Origin of the sequence: Orenia metallireducens (assembly GCF_001693735.1) — a bacterium.
GTDB classification, from domain to species: Bacteria; Bacillota; Halanaerobiia; order Halobacteroidales; family Halobacteroidaceae; genus Orenia; species Orenia metallireducens.
Map to the genome: position 1 here is coordinate 140,602 of NZ_LWDV01000007.1, position 16,777 is coordinate 157,378.

General features: G+C 30.7%; 18 protein-coding genes. All 18 read right to left on the bottom strand.

The genetic code is table 11. The features are described from left to right. Positions 1 to 62 precede the first annotated feature (62 nt). Positions 63 to 1,529, bottom strand: coding sequence for a motility associated factor glycosyltransferase family protein (locus U472_RS03520; protein ID WP_068715567.1), 1,467 nt, complete (start codon positions 1,527 to 1,529; stop codon positions 63 to 65). 24 nt (positions 1,530 to 1,553) lie between these two features. Then, positions 1,554 to 2,141, bottom strand: a complete 588-nt coding sequence (locus U472_RS03525; RefSeq protein WP_068715569.1) for a DUF8042 domain-containing protein — start codon at positions 2,139 to 2,141, stop codon at positions 1,554 to 1,556. Next, a complete protein-coding gene (locus U472_RS03530) occupies positions 2,141 to 3,979 on the bottom strand; it encodes a motility associated factor glycosyltransferase family protein (protein ID WP_068715570.1) in 1,839 nt (612 codons plus the stop codon). Before U472_RS03530 ends, U472_RS03525 begins: the two co-directional genes overlap by 1 nt. Before the next feature lie 85 nt (positions 3,980 to 4,064). Then, positions 4,065 to 5,804 carry a flagellar filament capping protein FliD gene (gene fliD, locus U472_RS03535; RefSeq protein WP_068715572.1) on the bottom strand — a complete coding sequence of 580 codons (1,740 nt, stop codon included), beginning with the start codon at positions 5,802 to 5,804 and terminating at the stop codon, positions 4,065 to 4,067. Positions 5,805 to 5,874: 70 nt separating this feature from the next. Beyond that, positions 5,875 to 6,693 carry a flagellin N-terminal helical domain-containing protein gene (locus tag U472_RS03540; RefSeq protein WP_068715574.1) on the bottom strand — a complete coding sequence of 273 codons (819 nt, stop codon included), beginning with the start codon at positions 6,691 to 6,693 and terminating at the stop codon, positions 5,875 to 5,877. Positions 6,694 to 6,952: 259 nt separating this feature from the next. Next, on the bottom strand, positions 6,953 to 7,219 hold the full coding sequence (csrA, locus tag U472_RS03545) for a carbon storage regulator CsrA (RefSeq protein ID WP_068715576.1): 267 nt from the start codon (positions 7,217 to 7,219) through the stop codon (positions 6,953 to 6,955). 22 nt (positions 7,220 to 7,241) lie between these two features. Then, a complete protein-coding gene (gene fliW, locus U472_RS03550; protein ID WP_068715578.1) occupies positions 7,242 to 7,676 on the bottom strand; it encodes a flagellar assembly protein FliW in 435 nt (144 codons plus the stop codon). A gap of 32 nt (positions 7,677 to 7,708) precedes the next feature. Further along, positions 7,709 to 8,293 (bottom strand): DUF6470 family protein, encoded by a 585-nt coding sequence (locus U472_RS03555; protein ID WP_068715580.1) that lies wholly within the window; start codon positions 8,291 to 8,293, stop codon positions 7,709 to 7,711. A gap of 29 nt (positions 8,294 to 8,322) precedes the next feature. Next, on the bottom strand, positions 8,323 to 9,225 hold the full coding sequence (gene flgL / locus U472_RS03560) for a flagellar hook-associated protein FlgL (protein ID WP_068715582.1): 903 nt from the start codon (positions 9,223 to 9,225) through the stop codon (positions 8,323 to 8,325). Between the two features lie 11 nt (positions 9,226 to 9,236). Next, a complete protein-coding gene (gene flgK / locus U472_RS03565) occupies positions 9,237 to 10,703 on the bottom strand; it encodes a flagellar hook-associated protein FlgK (protein WP_068715585.1) in 1,467 nt (488 codons plus the stop codon). Positions 10,704 to 10,751: 48 nt separating this feature from the next. Then, a complete protein-coding gene (locus U472_RS03570; RefSeq protein ID WP_068715586.1) occupies positions 10,752 to 11,219 on the bottom strand; it encodes a flagellar protein FlgN in 468 nt (155 codons plus the stop codon). Positions 11,220 to 11,233: 14 nt separating this feature from the next. Further along, positions 11,234 to 11,518: a flagellar biosynthesis anti-sigma factor FlgM gene (gene flgM, locus U472_RS03575; protein WP_068715588.1), complete on the bottom strand. Its 285-nt coding sequence runs from the start codon at positions 11,516 to 11,518 to the stop codon at positions 11,234 to 11,236. Positions 11,519 to 11,768: 250 nt separating this feature from the next. Next, on the bottom strand, positions 11,769 to 12,182 hold the full coding sequence (locus tag U472_RS03580; protein WP_068715590.1) for a flagellar protein: 414 nt from the start codon (positions 12,180 to 12,182) through the stop codon (positions 11,769 to 11,771). Positions 12,183 to 12,284: 102 nt separating this feature from the next. Beyond that, complete coding sequence (locus tag U472_RS03585) at positions 12,285 to 12,506, bottom strand: hypothetical protein (protein ID WP_068715592.1); 222 nt, start codon at positions 12,504 to 12,506, stop codon at positions 12,285 to 12,287. A gap of 50 nt (positions 12,507 to 12,556) precedes the next feature. Next, entirely contained in the window at positions 12,557 to 13,312 is a 756-nt protein-coding gene (locus U472_RS03590; protein ID WP_068715594.1) for a ComF family protein, read from the bottom strand. 318 nt (positions 13,313 to 13,630) lie between these two features. After that, positions 13,631 to 15,496: an ATP-dependent helicase ComFA gene (locus tag U472_RS03595; protein WP_068715596.1), complete on the bottom strand. Its 1,866-nt coding sequence runs from the start codon at positions 15,494 to 15,496 to the stop codon at positions 13,631 to 13,633. Between the two features lie 307 nt (positions 15,497 to 15,803). Continuing rightward, entirely contained in the window at positions 15,804 to 16,460 is a 657-nt protein-coding gene (sigH, locus tag U472_RS03600; protein WP_068715599.1) for an RNA polymerase sporulation sigma factor SigH, read from the bottom strand. A 179-nt stretch (positions 16,461 to 16,639) separates the two neighbouring features. Beyond that, entirely contained in the window at positions 16,640 to 16,765 is a 126-nt protein-coding gene (locus U472_RS17345) for a hypothetical protein (RefSeq protein ID WP_281201054.1), read from the bottom strand. Positions 16,766 to 16,777 lie beyond the last annotated feature (12 nt).

Genomic DNA, 16,777 nt, shown 5'->3' on the forward strand with positions numbered 1-16,777 from the left:
TTGCTTGAAAACGATGTTCTTAAACGATATCGTTAACACCTTCCAACAATTTATTTAAAAGTCTATATTTCTTCCTTAATAATTCTCTTTATCTCTTCAATATGAGTATTATATTCTCTAAAATTATGAGCTTGAATTATATTATTTATAATTTCTTCTTTATTAATAAATTCTTTACAAAAATTATTTATAGCACTCAATAAAGTCATTATCTCTGTTCCAATAATTTTAGCTCCACCTTCTGTAGCATCAATATATATACGGTCTGATTGCGTGGAAATATATCTTTCAAATTCTCTTAAATACAGATAGTAATTAGTATCAGTATATACAAAGTCACCATAAATTCCCTCTATCCTTCTTAGTAAGGACTTATCCTTCTTTCTATTTCCATAAAAAGTACTTGAAGCATGTGTCATTCCATCTTCAGCAAAAGCAAAATCTTGCCCTACACATATAATTGGATTCCCTCCTAATTTATAAGCGAAATCTAAGGCTGCAATTGCTACAGTTCCTCCTGTCTTTATTCTGCCCTTATCTATAAATTTCTCTATCTTATCTGTTAATAAGTCATCTTTAGATAGCCCAAGAATTTTAGGCCCCTTATAATTCTTGATAAGCTTTGATGTTGTTCCTAAAGAATAAACTAAAGGTATATCCATATTAGGAAGATTCTTAAATACCATTTTATAAATCCTCTCATTAGGCTCATTGCTTATAATAAAATCTGGACTTATACCCTCTTTTGTTAAGACTGTAAGTGCCGTATCAACACTAATTATTATTCCTTTAGTTCCTATTTTTTTTAACCTACTAATATTTTTATCTAAAGAAGGACCTGCTGCTACAATAAATATGGGCTTGTCAATAAAGGCATTTTTAAAAGACTTTACCCCTACACTAACATCGATAAAATCAATATTATTAATAATATTATCTCTAATAGCAGATTTTAATCGTTTATTATTATACTGACTGATCTTTATCTCCTCTAAAATATCTTTTAAGAAGATCATTTCCTTTGGTATAGATTTAAGAGATTGAGGGTGAACTAATAATTTACTATTTTTAGATGATAAATTTTCAAGAGAATTTTTCAAATTACTAATAAGTTCATCAGGGTTTAATTCTAAAATCATCTCTAACCTTTCATCTTTTAAAATATTAGTTAAATCCCTATTCTCCAAAGCAACTTTAAAGATATAAGGATTAGTAATCACTATCTTTAATCTTTGATCTGATTTTAATTTATTTAATATAGTTTCTACATGATATCCTAAGGCAAAGCCTATTAAAATTAAAGAACCGTATTGATCTAATCTATATTCACTAATAAATCTTTCAGCTTCTTTTTTAGGGTCATATTTACTATGGAGAAATAATTCTTTATTATCCAAGTATAATTTAATAGTTAAATCTTGGCTTTTTGTTGTAATCAGCTCTAAATCTTCTGGTAACTTTATTTTATTTAGCTTATTTCTAATATTAAGGTTAAGATAATTTAAATTGCTATTATAAATACTTCTCATATAAAATCCCCTACTCTTCTTATTTTAACTTAGCTTTATATTTAAATCTTTAGCTAAGTTAAAGTAATCCTTTAGCACAGGTGTTACTTCATACTCTAGTATATCACTCAAAAATATTGTATCTTGATTTTCCATAGCACTTAGCAATTCTTCTATAGAATTTTGCCATTGATCAACAAATTCAGCTTTATTTATAATATTAAACATCATTTCGTTTATCTGCATATCTTTTTCCATATGACCCAATAACATATTTAACCACTCTATACCTTCAAATAATTGCATTAACAATTGATATCCTTCTGGTTCATTCCCTTGAGTAAATAATTTAACAATATTATCTATACCTTCAATAAGTCGAGGTATATAATTCTCCACTTCCTCTAAACTATCAATTATCAAATCTTTTTTACTTTTAGCTATTATTTTTAAATCTTTTATAGGCATAATTGCTTCTAGTTCTGCAGCAGAAAAGTTAGTAATATCTTCTTCATCTGCTATTACTTCTACAACTATAGCACCTTGAGATTCTATAGTATCTATTATATCCCCTACATTTTTATATTCTGTTTCTTTTAAATCAATATCTACTCCAAAAACAGTTATCTTCACTATTTATCCCCCTCGTCAATTAACCTTTTATAATGAATATTTAAAATTTCAAGAGAATTATTGCTTCCCTCAATTAATTTATTATAAAAAGTTACTAATCTATTTAAAATTTCCATATTATTTTCAACTTCAAATCTTATGTCCTTATATATATCATAAATTTGAGATTCAAAGAACATAACATTATTACCTAATTTATTAATTTGATTATTAATCAATGTTAATTGTGAATTAAATTCTTTAATCTTTTCAGAAAACTGGTTATCAAGTATCTGGTCAATTAACTGAAGTCCTCTTCTAGCTAGAACCTCAATTTCTTTAACATCTTCTATTACTTTTTCAAATTCTAAGATAATATCTTTATTCCACTTAACTTGATAAGAATTAATTTTATTTAAAACCTCTTTATTTATATTATTATTCTCTTGACAGTATAAATTAATAACCTCTTTTAAGGTCATTATCTCTGTTCCCTCAATTCTAGCTCCACCTTCTGTTGCATCAATGAATTCTGTCTGATTTCCATTATCTTTTAAATCTTTAATGAATTTATTAAACCATTCTAGAAATAGATAGAAATCATCCCTCGTCCATACATCTTCTCCATTAATATCTTTTATCTTATAATACTTTCTGTTTGTATCTTTAAATTGTTCTTTAAGACTCTTCCTATAGTCACTACCAGATGCATGGGTTACACCACCTGTAAGGGCAAGATCTTGGCCTACAAAGACGATTGGATCTGCTTTTAGAATGCAAGCTAACCCAAAACTCAAATGAGCAACTGAACCTCCAGTAGGTATTCTACCTTTATAATCACTAAAGCTCTCTACCCAACCTATAATCTCTTCTCCAACACCATACCCTGGGCTAAAGACTACAGGACCTGGCCACTCTTCTATTACGTGTCCATAAAATTGGGGGGATGTAACTAAAACAACATCATTTAACCTATTATAATCTAAACCTTCAAAATATTTCAATATATGTTTATAACCATCAATAACAGTTACAATATCAGGCACAATATCATGTTTTAATAATTTCTTTAATACTGCATCAGCTGCAATTATTAAAGCTTTACCCTTAACCTCTTTTAATAGATCAATATTTTTGTCTAAAGATGGTCCTGCAGCTACTAAAATTGCAGGTTTATCTTGACTAGTCCCATGTAAAACATTAATACCTGGTTTTGTAAGGAACAAATATAAATTTTGTAGCAAATTACTCTCCCATTCTCCTCCACGATTAGTTACTGTATACTTGTTTGCTCCTAAGATCTTATATATATATTTTAAACTCTCCATAATAATTCCATAATCTTCCTTAGCATACTTAACTAAAGAAGGCAAAAAAGACACAGCTATATTTTCAAAAACCATATCAACATTATCTTCAATAAAGGCAATTAATTCGTTACTATTAATTTTATTACTTAATAACAAATAAAAATTATCACTACTAAATAACTCAGTAAAGTCTTGATACTTTAAGGCTTCTTTAAACAGCAAAGGAGTAGTTGCTACTACAAAAATCTTAATATCTTTATCCTTCAATTTCTGAAACAAATTAACAACATGATAACCCAATCCAAAACCAAGAACTATTATAGAACTTACTCCATTTAAATTTATCTCTTCTACTATTCTTTCTGCTTCTCTTTTAGGGTCATATTTACTGTGTACTAAAATAAAGCTATCACCAACTTGTACTTCTGCTGTCTTATCTCCATTTTTAGCATCAATAATATTGAAGTTAACCTTTTGTGTATTTTCTGATAAAGCCTGAAAACTTTCTGGATATCTTTCTTTTAATATTTCAAGATTCTTTTCTAACATATCCCCACTCCTATCTAGTTCACTCAAAAATAACTTAGGAAAATCCTAAGTTATTTTTGAAACAAAAGAAGATTTATTTACCTAACTAATATGACCCCATTGATCCCGTTATTCCAGACAACCAATTCCCTTGGTTTTGCATTTGGGATATAAGCTGTTCCATTTGTGTGAATTTAGCTTTAAGTCTCTCTTCGCGTAAAACCAATCTTCTCTCTAAATTCTCAATATCATCATCAACATACTTTCGTTGATTTTGCAAACCTTCAATACTACCTTTTACATAACCCTGATATTCTTTACCATTAGCAGCTTTAAAATACCCTGTAGCTTTATCTACTTCCGCTTTAATATTATACTTTATTTTAGTAAATAACTGATCTACATCAGATAGATTATTCTCTAAAGCTTTCTCTAGCTTACTCTCATTAATAGATAGCTTACCTTTTTCATCCATCTCAATTCCAATTAATGAGACGGTATTTTTTTGAAGACCTTGAGGTAATGCTAAATCCTTTAAAACACTAGAATCACTACCTGATAAAGATATCTCTGAAATGCTAGAGTCTGTACTTTCTATTACTAACCTTCCCTCAATACCCTCAATAATTCTAGCATCAATTCCAGTTGCAGATTTAATCTTATTTACAATACCATCCAATGTTAGACTAGTATCGCTAAGGTCAATAGTCTGAGAAGATGTTGTTCCATCATAATTTGTAGTAGTTATCTTTAAGTTTCCTCCTTGAGATAAAGGACGGGTATCTTTAGAACCTACAAACTCTTCAGAAATAACACCATTAACAGGATACATTACAGCATTATATAAGGAAGATTGGATTGTACTTAAATTAGCATCTCCACTTAAAACAGCAGCCCCCTGCTCTCCATTTTCTATATTCTCTTGGCGAGGATGGCCATAGGTTTCTAACATATCTATTATAGAGTTGTATTGATTAACAAATTCTTTAATCTTACTCTTCATAGCATCTTTATCGGTACCTATTGTTATAGTAGTTGATTCTCCTACTAGATGCTCTTTTTCTAAATTCAAAGTCAAACCTTCAATAACATCATCTAACCCTTTATTGGTATATCTTCCTGTTATATCTATTCCATTTACAGTAAACACCGCTGCTGCAGGCGCTTCTTCTATAGGCTGTACTAAAGGATCTGCAGAAGAAGAATCTAATTTTAATGCAGCTAATAATCCAGAACCCCCATCTGACAGGGTCAATTTATTATCTTTTGTGACATCATTATTTACAATTGCCTCATCAGATGATTTAAGAATCAAACGTCCTTCAACTACTGTTGCTTCAGCAAGATGAATTTCGTTAGTTGCATCATCACCATCATGATCAACAGTTGCTTTATTAATAGCTTCTGCCACATCCTGTAAAGTTGTACTAGAAGTAACATCTATATTTAAACTACTACCATTAATTCCTATTGTAATGGAACCAGATGTGCTAAAGGGGCTATCAGCAACTGCAGAACCAGAAGTAAGGGTATGTTTCTTTGCCAAACTAGTTACCTCAACCTCATAACTTCCCGAAATTGCATTAGATTCAGCAGTAGCAGACAAGTACTTTTTATCATCATCACTAGTAGATACTGACATTTCGCTAAATACACTTTCTAAATCTTCAGCTTTTCTCTTAAAGGTATCTAAAGTAGTATTAATCTTTTGCCAAGCTGTAATTTGTTTACCTATATCTACTTGTTTTTGCTGCAGACTTCTAAGGGGTTGTTCCTCAATATACATTAATTGACTAATAATACTATCTGTATCTAACCCGCTAAATCCACCTAAACTAATCCCCATTTTTTCCACCTCCTTTTATTAAAAAAGCCAACCGACAAATATGCCGGTCGGCTCACATAAGTCCTTTTAATTATCCAAGAAGACTTAATACACTTTGAGACTTTTGGTTAGCTTGAGCTAACATAGCAGTACCTGCTTGTTGAAGAATCTGAGTTTTAGTTAACTTAGACATTTCAGCAGCCATGTCAGTATCTCTAATTCTAGATTCAGAAGCTTGTAAATTCTCTTCAGTAGTAGCTAAGTTCTTAATAGTATGCTCTAATCTGTTTTGAACAGCTCCTAATTTCGCACGGAAACCTGATACTGAACTGATTGCAGCATCGATACTATCAAGTGCAGCTTGTGCTGTACTAGCAGTACTTACAGACACACTACCAACATTTAAACCAGAAGAACCTGCACTCATAGATTGTAAGCTAACTGAAATCATTTGACCTTTGTTAGCACCAATTTGGAAAGAAGCACTTGTTTTAGTTCCATCAAGTAAAGTCATTCCGTTAAATTGAGTTCTACCAGCAATACCACTGATTTCAGCAATTAATTGCTCAACCTCAGCTTGAACCTTACCTCTATCAGCACTAGTATATGTTCCATTAGAAGCTTGAACAGCTAAGTCTCTCATTCTTCTTAACATGTTATGAACTTCACCTAAAGCACCTTCAGCAGTTTGAATTAAAGAAATACCATCTTGTGCATTTCTTTGAGCTTGATTTAAACCACTGATTTGAGCTCTCATCTTTTCAGAAATAGCTAATCCTGCAGCATCGTCAGCAGCACGATTAATTCTATAACCTGAAGATAATTTCTCCATAGATTTGTTCATAAAGCTATTATTAACATTTAAATTTCTTAAAGCATTCATTGAACTGATATTATTCTGTATTCTCATTAAAAATCATCCTCCTTGATATTTTGGTTTTTTTGAAAGCATCCTTGCTTTCTTTGAATATAGTGTATTGTTCAGAATTAACATTTTATATGTGGCCACTGATATAAAATAATTAGTGAACAATCACCACAATTAGATTTAAATTTAAATCTAATTGTGCTAATTATTCTATATTATTATTATCGTAAAAAAGTTAAAATGATTAATTATATAAGTCATCCAGAATAATAGATTAGAAGAGATTAGATCAAAATAAAGCTTAATTACTATCTATTTTAGCCTTTTCTCTCCTTTTTAGCTCTTTTTTCAATAAATCAGATAAATTAAGAGAAAATTTATCTTCAAAAGTAGCTGCTAACCTATTCTCTTCTTGAATTTGCTGATAAATTTCTTCACGATAAATAGTTATGGCTTCAGGAGCATCAATACCAATTTGGACTCGATTATTATCTAATTCTACTACCTTAATCTTAATATTATCATCAATAATTATACTCTCATCTTTTTTACGAGTTAAAATTAACATAATCTTTCGCCCCCTAACCTAATTATTCTTCTAACCCCTTTTTAATAAGATAATACTTACTTGGATAGTCATCTTCCAAAATAATTTGTCCTCCAATTTTATTCTTTGCATTAATAATAATAGGTGCTTTTAAATTAATACTGAGATCACTTTTCCCTACGGTAGCTAAAGTATTAATAATTATTTCTTCATCTTTTACAGAGTTAAGCTCTAATTGATTTTGAAATCCTTCTGATAAATTAATAATATAATTATCTACAAAATTAAAAGGATTGACCATAATAAAAGCTAAAGAAGGCTCTGTTAATGATTGTAACCAATAAAAGAGGTTATCATCTAAGCTATCTATAATTGTAAATTTAGTATAATCCTCAAACCCTAGTATGGGTTTTTTAAATTCAATAACCTTATCTTCTTCAATATCTATTATACCAAAGTTTCTAGTTTTTATTTTCATTTCTCCAACCCCCTTATTTAAAATACTCAAACTTATATATGATAATCTACATTATTAACTACCTCTATCTCTAATTTTCCCTTATGCTTTAAATAAATATCCACTTGATCACCGCTGGCTTTAACCTTAGGAAAAGAGAAATTATTCTTAACCTCTATATTCGCAGGTTTAAATTTTACACTAATAGTGTTTGTTTTCACTTTAATATCAGGCGGAGAAATAGATTTAATAGTTATATTGGGTTTATCCTCAACCAACTCTTTTTTAGCTAGTTGAGCTATCATATTCCCTTTATTTTCAATTTTAGCTAACTGATCACCTTCACTTGCTATCTCAGTTGTCCCTTGAATTATCTTCTTTTTAGCTAAACCTTTTAAATGCTTAACTAGAGATTTAAACTTTCTAAATTGAACATCCTCTAAAAATTCTGTCTTATCTATTGTTAATTTAGCAGGCGGCTGATCAATCTGAGGTTGAGCCAAGATTTGAAAAGGCTTAGGATTACCATAATCTATCTCTATTGTGGCAGAAGAAACCTCCATATCAAAGCTACCCCTTTGCCACCTAATTCCAATCTGTCCCATACTTTGATTAATTTGAAGTTGAGGAATTCTCATCTAAATCACCCACATCACTTAAAGATTGATTATCTTAAGAAGTCCATTAAAGTAGGCTGAATTATCCGTGCTCCTACTGACAGTGAAGCTCGATAAACATTCTCAGCATTTTTTAAATTTGTAATAGCTTCAGCCATATCAACATCCTGAGTATCTGATAGAATTTGAGTATTATTAATCTTCTCACTCTCTAACCTATCCTTGGTAAATTCTAAGCGATTTTGAATAGCTCCAACCCTTCCTCTAGCAGATAAAGCACTATCAATATGTTGATCTATTCGATCAATGGAAGCTTCAATTTCACCTGTATCAGTTGGACTTTCTAAAGCAGTACTAAGTTTGTTTAAATCAGCTAACATATCTTCAAAACCTACCTCACTACCAGAGACATTGATAGGAACAACAGTACCCGGAGATATTTCCCGCTTAAGTTTACTAGTAGATATTGCTCCATTTGCTAAGTAATTAGCTGGGGTATCTGTATTAGCAGATTGGTATGGCTCAGTTTTAGTCTTAGTGCCATTAAAAATATATAGTCCATTATAAGAAGAGTTGGATATTTGTAACAAATGATCCTTTAATTGGTCTACCTCAGCCTTTAACTTTTCACGGTCATCATCAGTCATCGTACCATTAGCACCTCGAACAGCTAAATCTCTTGCCGATCGTAAAGTAGTTATTGTATCAGATAGGGCTTGGTCGGTAATATTCAACCATGAAATTCCATCATTAGCATTTTCAACATATCGCTCACTAAATTTAATAGTTGATTTCAAGTCTAAAACTTTAGTCCCAGCAATAGTATCCTCAGAAATTTTATTAAATTTGTTACCAGTAGAGATTTGATTCATATACTTATTTAATTGCTGAGCATTATTTTGATAGTTACCCCTAAAATTATTAATAATCATATTATTGGTAATTCTAGTCATAAATCTTCCTCCTATCTTCCTATCCCATTAATTAAAGTATCTATCATCTGATCTATAGTAGAAATGATTTTTGCTGCAGCATTATATCCTTGTTGATATTGAATCATTTTAGTCATTTCTTCATCTAATGATACCCCTGATTGCTCTTCTTTTCTACTTTGCAAATCATCTACTAATATTTGTTGGTTAGATTTCATCTGTGCTGCTCTATCAATATCTACTCCCAATTCACTAGCTTGAGTCTGCCAAAAATCACTAAAGCTATCCTCTCCATTAACAGCATCTTCTTTATCCTTTAACTGAGCAATCTTCAAAGCAATAGAGCCATTACCTTCCTCATCATTGGCAGAAGAAGCTGCTATTTGATTTGGATCATCAATTAATAACTGGTTAACCTCCATATTACCAGCTTCAGTGCTACCATTAAATACAAAGAAATCTACACCGGGATTCCCATTTGAGTCGTATCCTGTTTGATGAAGGTCATTAACCTCTTGTGCTAACTCTCTAGTTAGTTCATCTAAATTATTTACTTTATAGCCAATAATACCACCATCAAAATTTCCTTCTTTTAATTGATCATCACCCCTAAGTTGGAGCAACCCACCAATTTTACCGCCATTAACCTCTACTTCATTTCCCCCAACCTTAAAAGTATAATATTCAAATCCATAGTTAGTACCATCTATAGTAGTAGTCGCTGTTTCTAGAGGATCAGTAATTTCAAGATCAAATTGACTAACTCCTTGCACTACAGTAGCTCCATTTAAGCGAACATTTACTTGATTATTATTAAAGCTATAATCAATATCTGCTAACTTTGATAATTCATCAAGCTTAGCATCACGTTTATCCATTAAATCATTAGCGTTTGTATTTCCATCTTCTACTGCAGCTATCTGAGCATTAAGATCGGCTATTTCAGAAATAATAGAATTAAATTTTTTAACATTGGTTTCAACTTCACTACCTAATTGATCTCTATAGGTCGCAAGGCTATCATTAATCTGATTGATTTGAGTGGTTAAAGTAACTGCATTCTGCACAACTGTTTCTCTAACTGATGCATCTGTTGGATTATTATTTAACTCTTGGAAACTATCAAAGAAGTTATTCATATTGGAAGTTAAGCCACCAGAGTCTAACTCGTTGAAAATCATTTCAATATATTCTAAACCATCACTTACTGTAGACCATTTACTTAAAGATTGCTGATTATTTCTTAAATTTTGATTTATATAGTCATCTACAATCCGTTTAATAGCTGAAACCTTAACTCCTGTACCCATTTGCCCTGCATTAACACTATTATGCACTGAAGGGGCAGCATAAGCATCTGTAGTTGATTGCACAGCAACTTGTCTTGAATAATTCTCATTATTTGCATTAGCAATATTATGACCTACTACTTCTAAAGACTTTTGCTGAGTAGCTAAAGCCCTTTTTGCTAATTCTATCCCACTAAAGGTTGAACTCATTTTATCACCCCAACTAATTAATAATCTGCTTTAAATAATAACTTTTAACTATGCTTTATGGTTAATAAGTTTATGTTGATCTTTATTTGAACTAACCATACCTTTTTTACCATAAGTTAATCGTCGATTATTAGAGTTTAAAAAAGCCATTGTCATATTATTTAGATTTAAAGATATATCAAGTAGCTCTTTATTTAAAGAATTAATATTTTTTAAATCTTCAAACAAAGTAACCAAATTATCTCTAATTAAATTTAGTTCTGTTCTATAAGGAGCATTCACCGTCTTTAATATCTCAGTAAGCGAATTTTCTTTACAAATTTCAATTCTTTTTTCTTCAAGCTTGGCTGTTTTAGTCAAATAAGTCTCTTCTTTTTTGACTATTTCTCTTAACTGATCAATATCACGGTTGATTATAACTTCTTTCTTAGTTTTAGCTAAATTATAGATATTCTGATATAGCTCATACTCTGATTTTAAAATAGATATTAATTTATCTAAATCTATATTAAACAATTCAACGCACTCCTTTAAATTGATTTATTAATAACTTGCTCCAGCATCTTCTTAGCTATATCTTCTCCAGAAACATTATAATTTCCTTGTTTAATATCTCTTTTTAACTTAGTAATTCTTTCCTCTCTCTTTTTAGAAGCAGCTTGTAGTTTACCTTCAAACTCCTGCAATTCTATCGCTTCTTTAGATAGGGAAACTTGATCTTTCTTACAGGTCTTATCTAATTTCTTATCCTGTTTAACTTGACTTTTACTATAATTTTTCATAATCTGCGATATCCTACTTTGGTCAATTTTCATTTAATCACCCACTTTCCTACAGACTAACATACTAATCACAACTTTAAACTTAACCCTAAACTTAAAGCTACTACAATATAAAAATTAAATTTAGACTTAAACTTAAACTTTACACAATTAGTACTTATTTACTTAAAGTTATCGATAAATTAAGTTACTATTTTAATTCTTCTTTTAGATAATAAAAAAGGGTTAAAGTAAATTAACCGCCTATAGGTCAGTTTTTCTACCTTACCCCTCTAAATTCAACTTATCTCCTTTTAATTCTATCTCCCAAGAACATCCTATCATTATTATCTTCTTCTTTTGATCTTTTAGAACTATCAGCCTTTTTAATCTTCTCTATACCAGACCTCAACTTATCACTACATGCTGGGCAAAAGCGTCCACTCTTGATTGGTGCTCCACAACGTTCACACTCTATAGTTATTTCAACACCATTTATCTGTAAAAATCTCCCTTCTTTTGCAAATTTTCTAATTATCTTTTCATCTACCCCTGTTGCCTCATGGAGTTCTGCAATTGTAGAACCTGGATAATCCCATAAATACTCTTTTACAATTAAAAATTTATCCTCTTCTTCTTGTATGCATCTAGGACATACTTTAGCATCAGCTACAGGAGCAAATATTTTTCTACACCTTTTACACTTTTTTAACCCCATAATCAGACCTCCTTAAGCAAAATTCTCAATATAAATATAACTTCTTGAAATTTTATAAAAATCCTCTTATTAAGATTTTATTTCATAATAAAAGCATAATAGTTATAGTCTTTTAAAGCGACCTTCTCTAACGAACTTTCTAATTATATTTTTAGATATTCCAGTTGCTTGATGTATCTCATCTATTGTTGCTTTAGAATTATCCCAAAGGTAATCTTTCACCTTGATATACTTTTCTTCTTGTTCTTGGTGGCATTTATCACATAATTCATTATATCTTTTAATAAAAACCTTACCACAAATCTTACAATTTCTTAATTCCATACTCTCACTCCTCTAAACTAATCTAAAACAACCTATTATTAAATTTCGTCTTAGGAATTACATTTCCTTTTTAAATTTAAATCTCTACCTGATGCTAAAGTAATTACTTTAATAGATTCAGCTCTATTATTTAATAAAATACGGGATAATTCATTAACTGTTGCTCCAGTTGTATAGACATCATCAACTAATAATATCCTCTTGCCATCAATATTTATATTGCCTTTAATCTTAAACTTACTCTTTAAATTCCTTAATCGCTCCTTTCTTGATAACTTACTCTGTTTAATGGTATCCTTATTTCTTATTAATAAACTCTCTACATCAATCTTTAAATTTTCACCTATCCTCTTTGCTAATAAAAACGCTTGGTTAAAGCCTCTTTCATCCAAGCGTTTTTTGTGAACTGGTACATATGTTATAATATCAAAATCATTTATATTATAGAATCTATTAGTATAGCTACTCATCAAATCACCTAAAGGTTCCGTTAGTGTTCTATACTTGCTATATTTAAATAATTTAATATACTCCTTTAAACCGCTATCATATAGACCTACTGACCTAGCTTGGTCAAAATAATGGTTGCTGTGCTGACAATCATAGCAGAATTCTTGATTTGGTAAGATTAACTTACCACACTTTAGGCAATAGTCCTCTTTAATAAAGTTTATCTTATCAATACATCTTTTACAAAGATTAATTTCACCATGATTAAATTCCTTACCACAGACAGGGCATTGTGGTAACTTAGGGAAGATTAAATCGATTAAGCCTTGGTATAGTTTAGAGAAGATAACCTTCACTCCTTTTATAAAGTATTATTGTTTAATTTTTCAAGTGAGACTTTATGACTATATTGTGCTACTTTTGAAAAAGTAGACAATATATTAGGTTCCGCCTAATGACAGGTTATGTTTTCAGCCCAAGACTACTTCCACGGGGCGTCCTCGATGAAAAAGTAACCAAAAAATCAAACTCACTCAGCAATCAAAATAATAAGTGTTACCAATTACTAGGCTCTCTAATTAAAATTTTATTTTACTCTAAATTCTAGTTCAATTTTTGCCTCGTTTAAACAGAAATTTTTTTCGGTTTAAAGATCTTTAAAATCTTTTTAATTTTCAACTGTATACTGCTAACTGTCCACTACTCTTGAGATACCCCTTCTCTGCTGATTCTTCATTTAACATCTTTATCTTCTCTCTAGCTTTTTCCATTTCCCCACTAATACTCTCTCCAACAAACCAGACTTTTCCTTGAGGATATTTTAATGATCGACCAGAGCGACCAGCCATCTGAATTAGAGTCTCTTCACTAAAGACATACTCCCAATCAGCAAAAAGAACCATTACATTTGCCTTCTCAACTGTTACCCCTCTTTCCATGATAGTTGTTGAGACTAGAATTGGATAATCACCTGCTAGAAAGGATTCTCTTTTTTCTTCTCGTTGCCTATCTTGAGAATGGCTACCCTGTACCCAACTTTGACCATTGATATCAGGAAAATACTCTGCTAACTTTTGAGTAACTACCTCTACCAACTCCCTACTGGGAAGAAAGATAAAGACTTGATATAGTTCTTGTTCTACTGATAATTTAATTTTTTCAATCACTACCTTAGGCAATATCAACTTCTTAGATTCTTTATCATACTTTATTTCAGATTGAATAAACTCTGGCTCTGGCAGTGGATGACCATGGTATCTAGCTGATAATTTGATCAACTTAGTATTACTAGCTTCTAAAGCTGTAAGTTCCTCTTCACTAGGAGTTGCTGTCATATAAACTAGTTTCCCCTTTGGTTTTTTAGCCTGATGAAGAGCTCTTTTAAGAGTATCACTACCTTTATAGGGAAAAGCATCCATCTCATCTAAGATAATCAATTCAAAAGCCTGATAATACCTTAAAACCTGATGAGTAGTAGCTACCACCAACTTTGCAGATTTATACTTAAGTTCACTACCGCCATAAAGCGCTTTTACTTTAACCTCAGGAAATGCCTCTTTTAACCGTTCAGCTAATTCTATCACAACATCCTTTCTGGGAATAGCAAAAAGCACCTTCCCTCCTCGACTGAGAGTATCTGCAATGACTTCAAAGCTAACTTCAGTCTTTCCTGCTCCACAAACAGCCCAAACCAATGCTTGTTGGTAATCCTCATATAAAAAGTCTATCAACTTATCAGATACTACCTGCTGTAAGGGAGTTAAATTAAATCTATATGTTGGCTCAACTATATTAAAGCTTTGAGAATAGTTAATAGACGGGATTAAATATAAAGACCTACACAAACGGGATTCACCCATCAAGATACATTCTTTGCAATAATAATCTTTACCTTGACAATAATTACAGTCTACCTCTATTAAATTCTTTTCATTTCCACAACGTTGGCAGATTAGCTTATCATCAATGTAGCTAAGTGATGGTATCACTTCTAATTTACCTAACAATTTAAGATAGGCTAACACTTTATCTAAGTTCTTAGCAGTTATCCTATTTTGGCGCAAAACTTGCCTAATTTCACTATAATATAGCTTTCTACCTTGAATAAATTGGTATATTTGCTTCCACTCCCTATCCTCAGGGAGAGATATTTTATTAATTTGACTGATCTCTATCTCATTTCCATCTAATTTATCCTCTATATCAAACTTATTTAAGATTTTTTTTAATTTAAGTAACTTTTCTTCAACAATCTTCCCTAAAGTATCAAACTCCCAAAAGAAGGATAGCAATCTTGTTATAACAAAATCACTCTCTATAATTGCTCCTTTTCGCTCATTGAGGGTACTGATCCTTTGGAAGATATGGTCTGCTAACCCCAGATTTAAAGGTTTATTTAAATAAAAGAGTCTACTATTATCAGAAGATATGATTCCCTTGTATAAATAAAACTTAATATCTACTTCTGGAAAGTCAGATAATCCAATTATATACTTTTTATTATCAGCTAATAAATAAATTATCACTCCTTTATCAGTCATACTCCACCCCTTTTCCATATATTTACATACACCTCATTATACTCTCATGTCAACCACTTGTCAAATTTTGGATAAAACTTGTGAGATAATTCATTATAATAACCTTATTACAATTTTATATACTATTTATTTTAAGATCAGGAAGTGGTTATAACTTATATGACTTTAAGTAAATTTATAGATGAAAGCTTACTTTGCAGGTATATAGGATTTGATGACTATAATAAATAGTACGAATGCAAAATTAGATCTTTATGTTCCAAAAAAAAATAAAAGTTACCTATTAGGTAACTTTTATAAGTCAGAATTAGTATGTATCATATAACTCACTTTTTAGTTTCTCTTTCAATTCATCAATCTTACGCCGGGCACGTTGTAAGGCATTATCTACAGTCTTTACACTACCATCAATCTCATCAGATATCTCTTTATAGGATTTTCCTTCTATGTACTTATTAAATACATCCCATTCTAATTGAGTCAACATCTGTTTTAGTTGATAACTTACCTCTTTTACTAGTTCCCGATTTACATAATTCTTCTCTGGATCATTATGATGGTCTGGCAAGATATCCAATAGTGTCCGTCCTCTTCCTCCATCATCTTTAGAATAACTTATCTTCTTATCAATAGAGGTGGAATTATTAAGCGGCATATGCTTTTGACGATTAGCTGTTTTAATCGCTGAAATAAGCTGTCGATTAACACATAAGTGAGCAAAACCACGAAAAGATGCTTCTCTTTTTACCTTATAATCTCTGATTGCTTTATATAATCCTACCAATCCTTCTTGAATAACATCATCATTATCTAGCCCTTTAATATAAAATAATTTTGACTTAGCATAAACAATATCAATATTATTATTGATTAGGTACTTTTCAGCAAGCTTGTCTCCATTTTGTGCTAAAATAATTAGTTCATGCTCAGACATCTTATTATATTTATTACAGGCTTTACTCATCCTATCCCCACCTTATTTGGATGTTTTAACGTTGGTCCATAATAAACACAAATAATTATACCATATTATAGTTAGCTAGTCAAAGTATAGTTAACTACTATAGTGATCATTGATATAAAATTAATTTCGAGCTTAAGATCAAGATACATAATCAAACTTATACTTAAACTCAATAACCATTATACCAACTTTGATAATAGAACATCTAAGTTACCACCACTAGCTAGATAAATAACAAAGACCAAAATCACCACCATAAGTACAAGTATACCATATTCCATTAAACTAAAATTATTATTTCCCATAATAATTTACCT

Bases quoted from the DNA above. Each gene is read 5' to 3' on its own strand.
- U472_RS03520 (WP_068715567.1), bottom strand. From the start codon at position 1,529: ATGAGAAGTATTTATAATAGCAATTTAAATTATCTTAACCTTAATATT.
- U472_RS03530 (WP_068715570.1), bottom strand. From the start codon at position 3,979: ATGTTAGAAAAGAATCTTGAAATATTAAAAGAAAGATATCCAGAAAGT.
- fliD (WP_068715572.1), bottom strand. From the start codon at position 5,804: ATGGGGATTAGTTTAGGTGGATTTAGCGGGTTAGATACAGATAGTATT.
- U472_RS03540 (WP_068715574.1), bottom strand. From the start codon at position 6,693: ATGAGAATACAGAATAATATCAGTTCAATGAATGCTTTAAGAAATTTA.
- csrA (WP_068715576.1), bottom strand. From the start codon at position 7,219: ATGTTAATTTTAACTCGTAAAAAAGATGAGAGTATAATTATTGATGAT.
- fliW (WP_068715578.1), bottom strand. From the start codon at position 7,676: ATGAAAATAAAAACTAGAAACTTTGGTATAATAGATATTGAAGAAGAT.
- U472_RS03555 (WP_068715580.1), bottom strand. From the start codon at position 8,293: ATGAGAATTCCTCAACTTCAAATTAATCAAAGTATGGGACAGATTGGA.
- flgL (WP_068715582.1), bottom strand. From the start codon at position 9,225: ATGACTAGAATTACCAATAATATGATTATTAATAATTTTAGGGGTAAC.
- flgK (WP_068715585.1), bottom strand. From the start codon at position 10,703: ATGAGTTCAACCTTTAGTGGGATAGAATTAGCAAAAAGGGCTTTAGCT.
- flgM (WP_068715588.1), bottom strand. From the start codon at position 11,518: ATGAAAATTGACCAAAGTAGGATATCGCAGATTATGAAAAATTATAGT.
- U472_RS03580 (WP_068715590.1), bottom strand. From the start codon at position 12,182: ATGGGGTTAAAAAAGTGTAAAAGGTGTAGAAAAATATTTGCTCCTGTA.
- U472_RS03585 (WP_068715592.1), bottom strand. From the start codon at position 12,506: ATGGAATTAAGAAATTGTAAGATTTGTGGTAAGGTTTTTATTAAAAGA.
- U472_RS03595 (WP_068715596.1), bottom strand. From the start codon at position 15,496: ATGACTGATAAAGGAGTGATAATTTATTTATTAGCTGATAATAAAAAG.
- sigH (WP_068715599.1), bottom strand. From the start codon at position 16,460: ATGAGTAAAGCCTGTAATAAATATAATAAGATGTCTGAGCATGAACTA.
- U472_RS17345 (WP_281201054.1), bottom strand. From the start codon at position 16,765: ATGGGAAATAATAATTTTAGTTTAATGGAATATGGTATACTTGTACTT.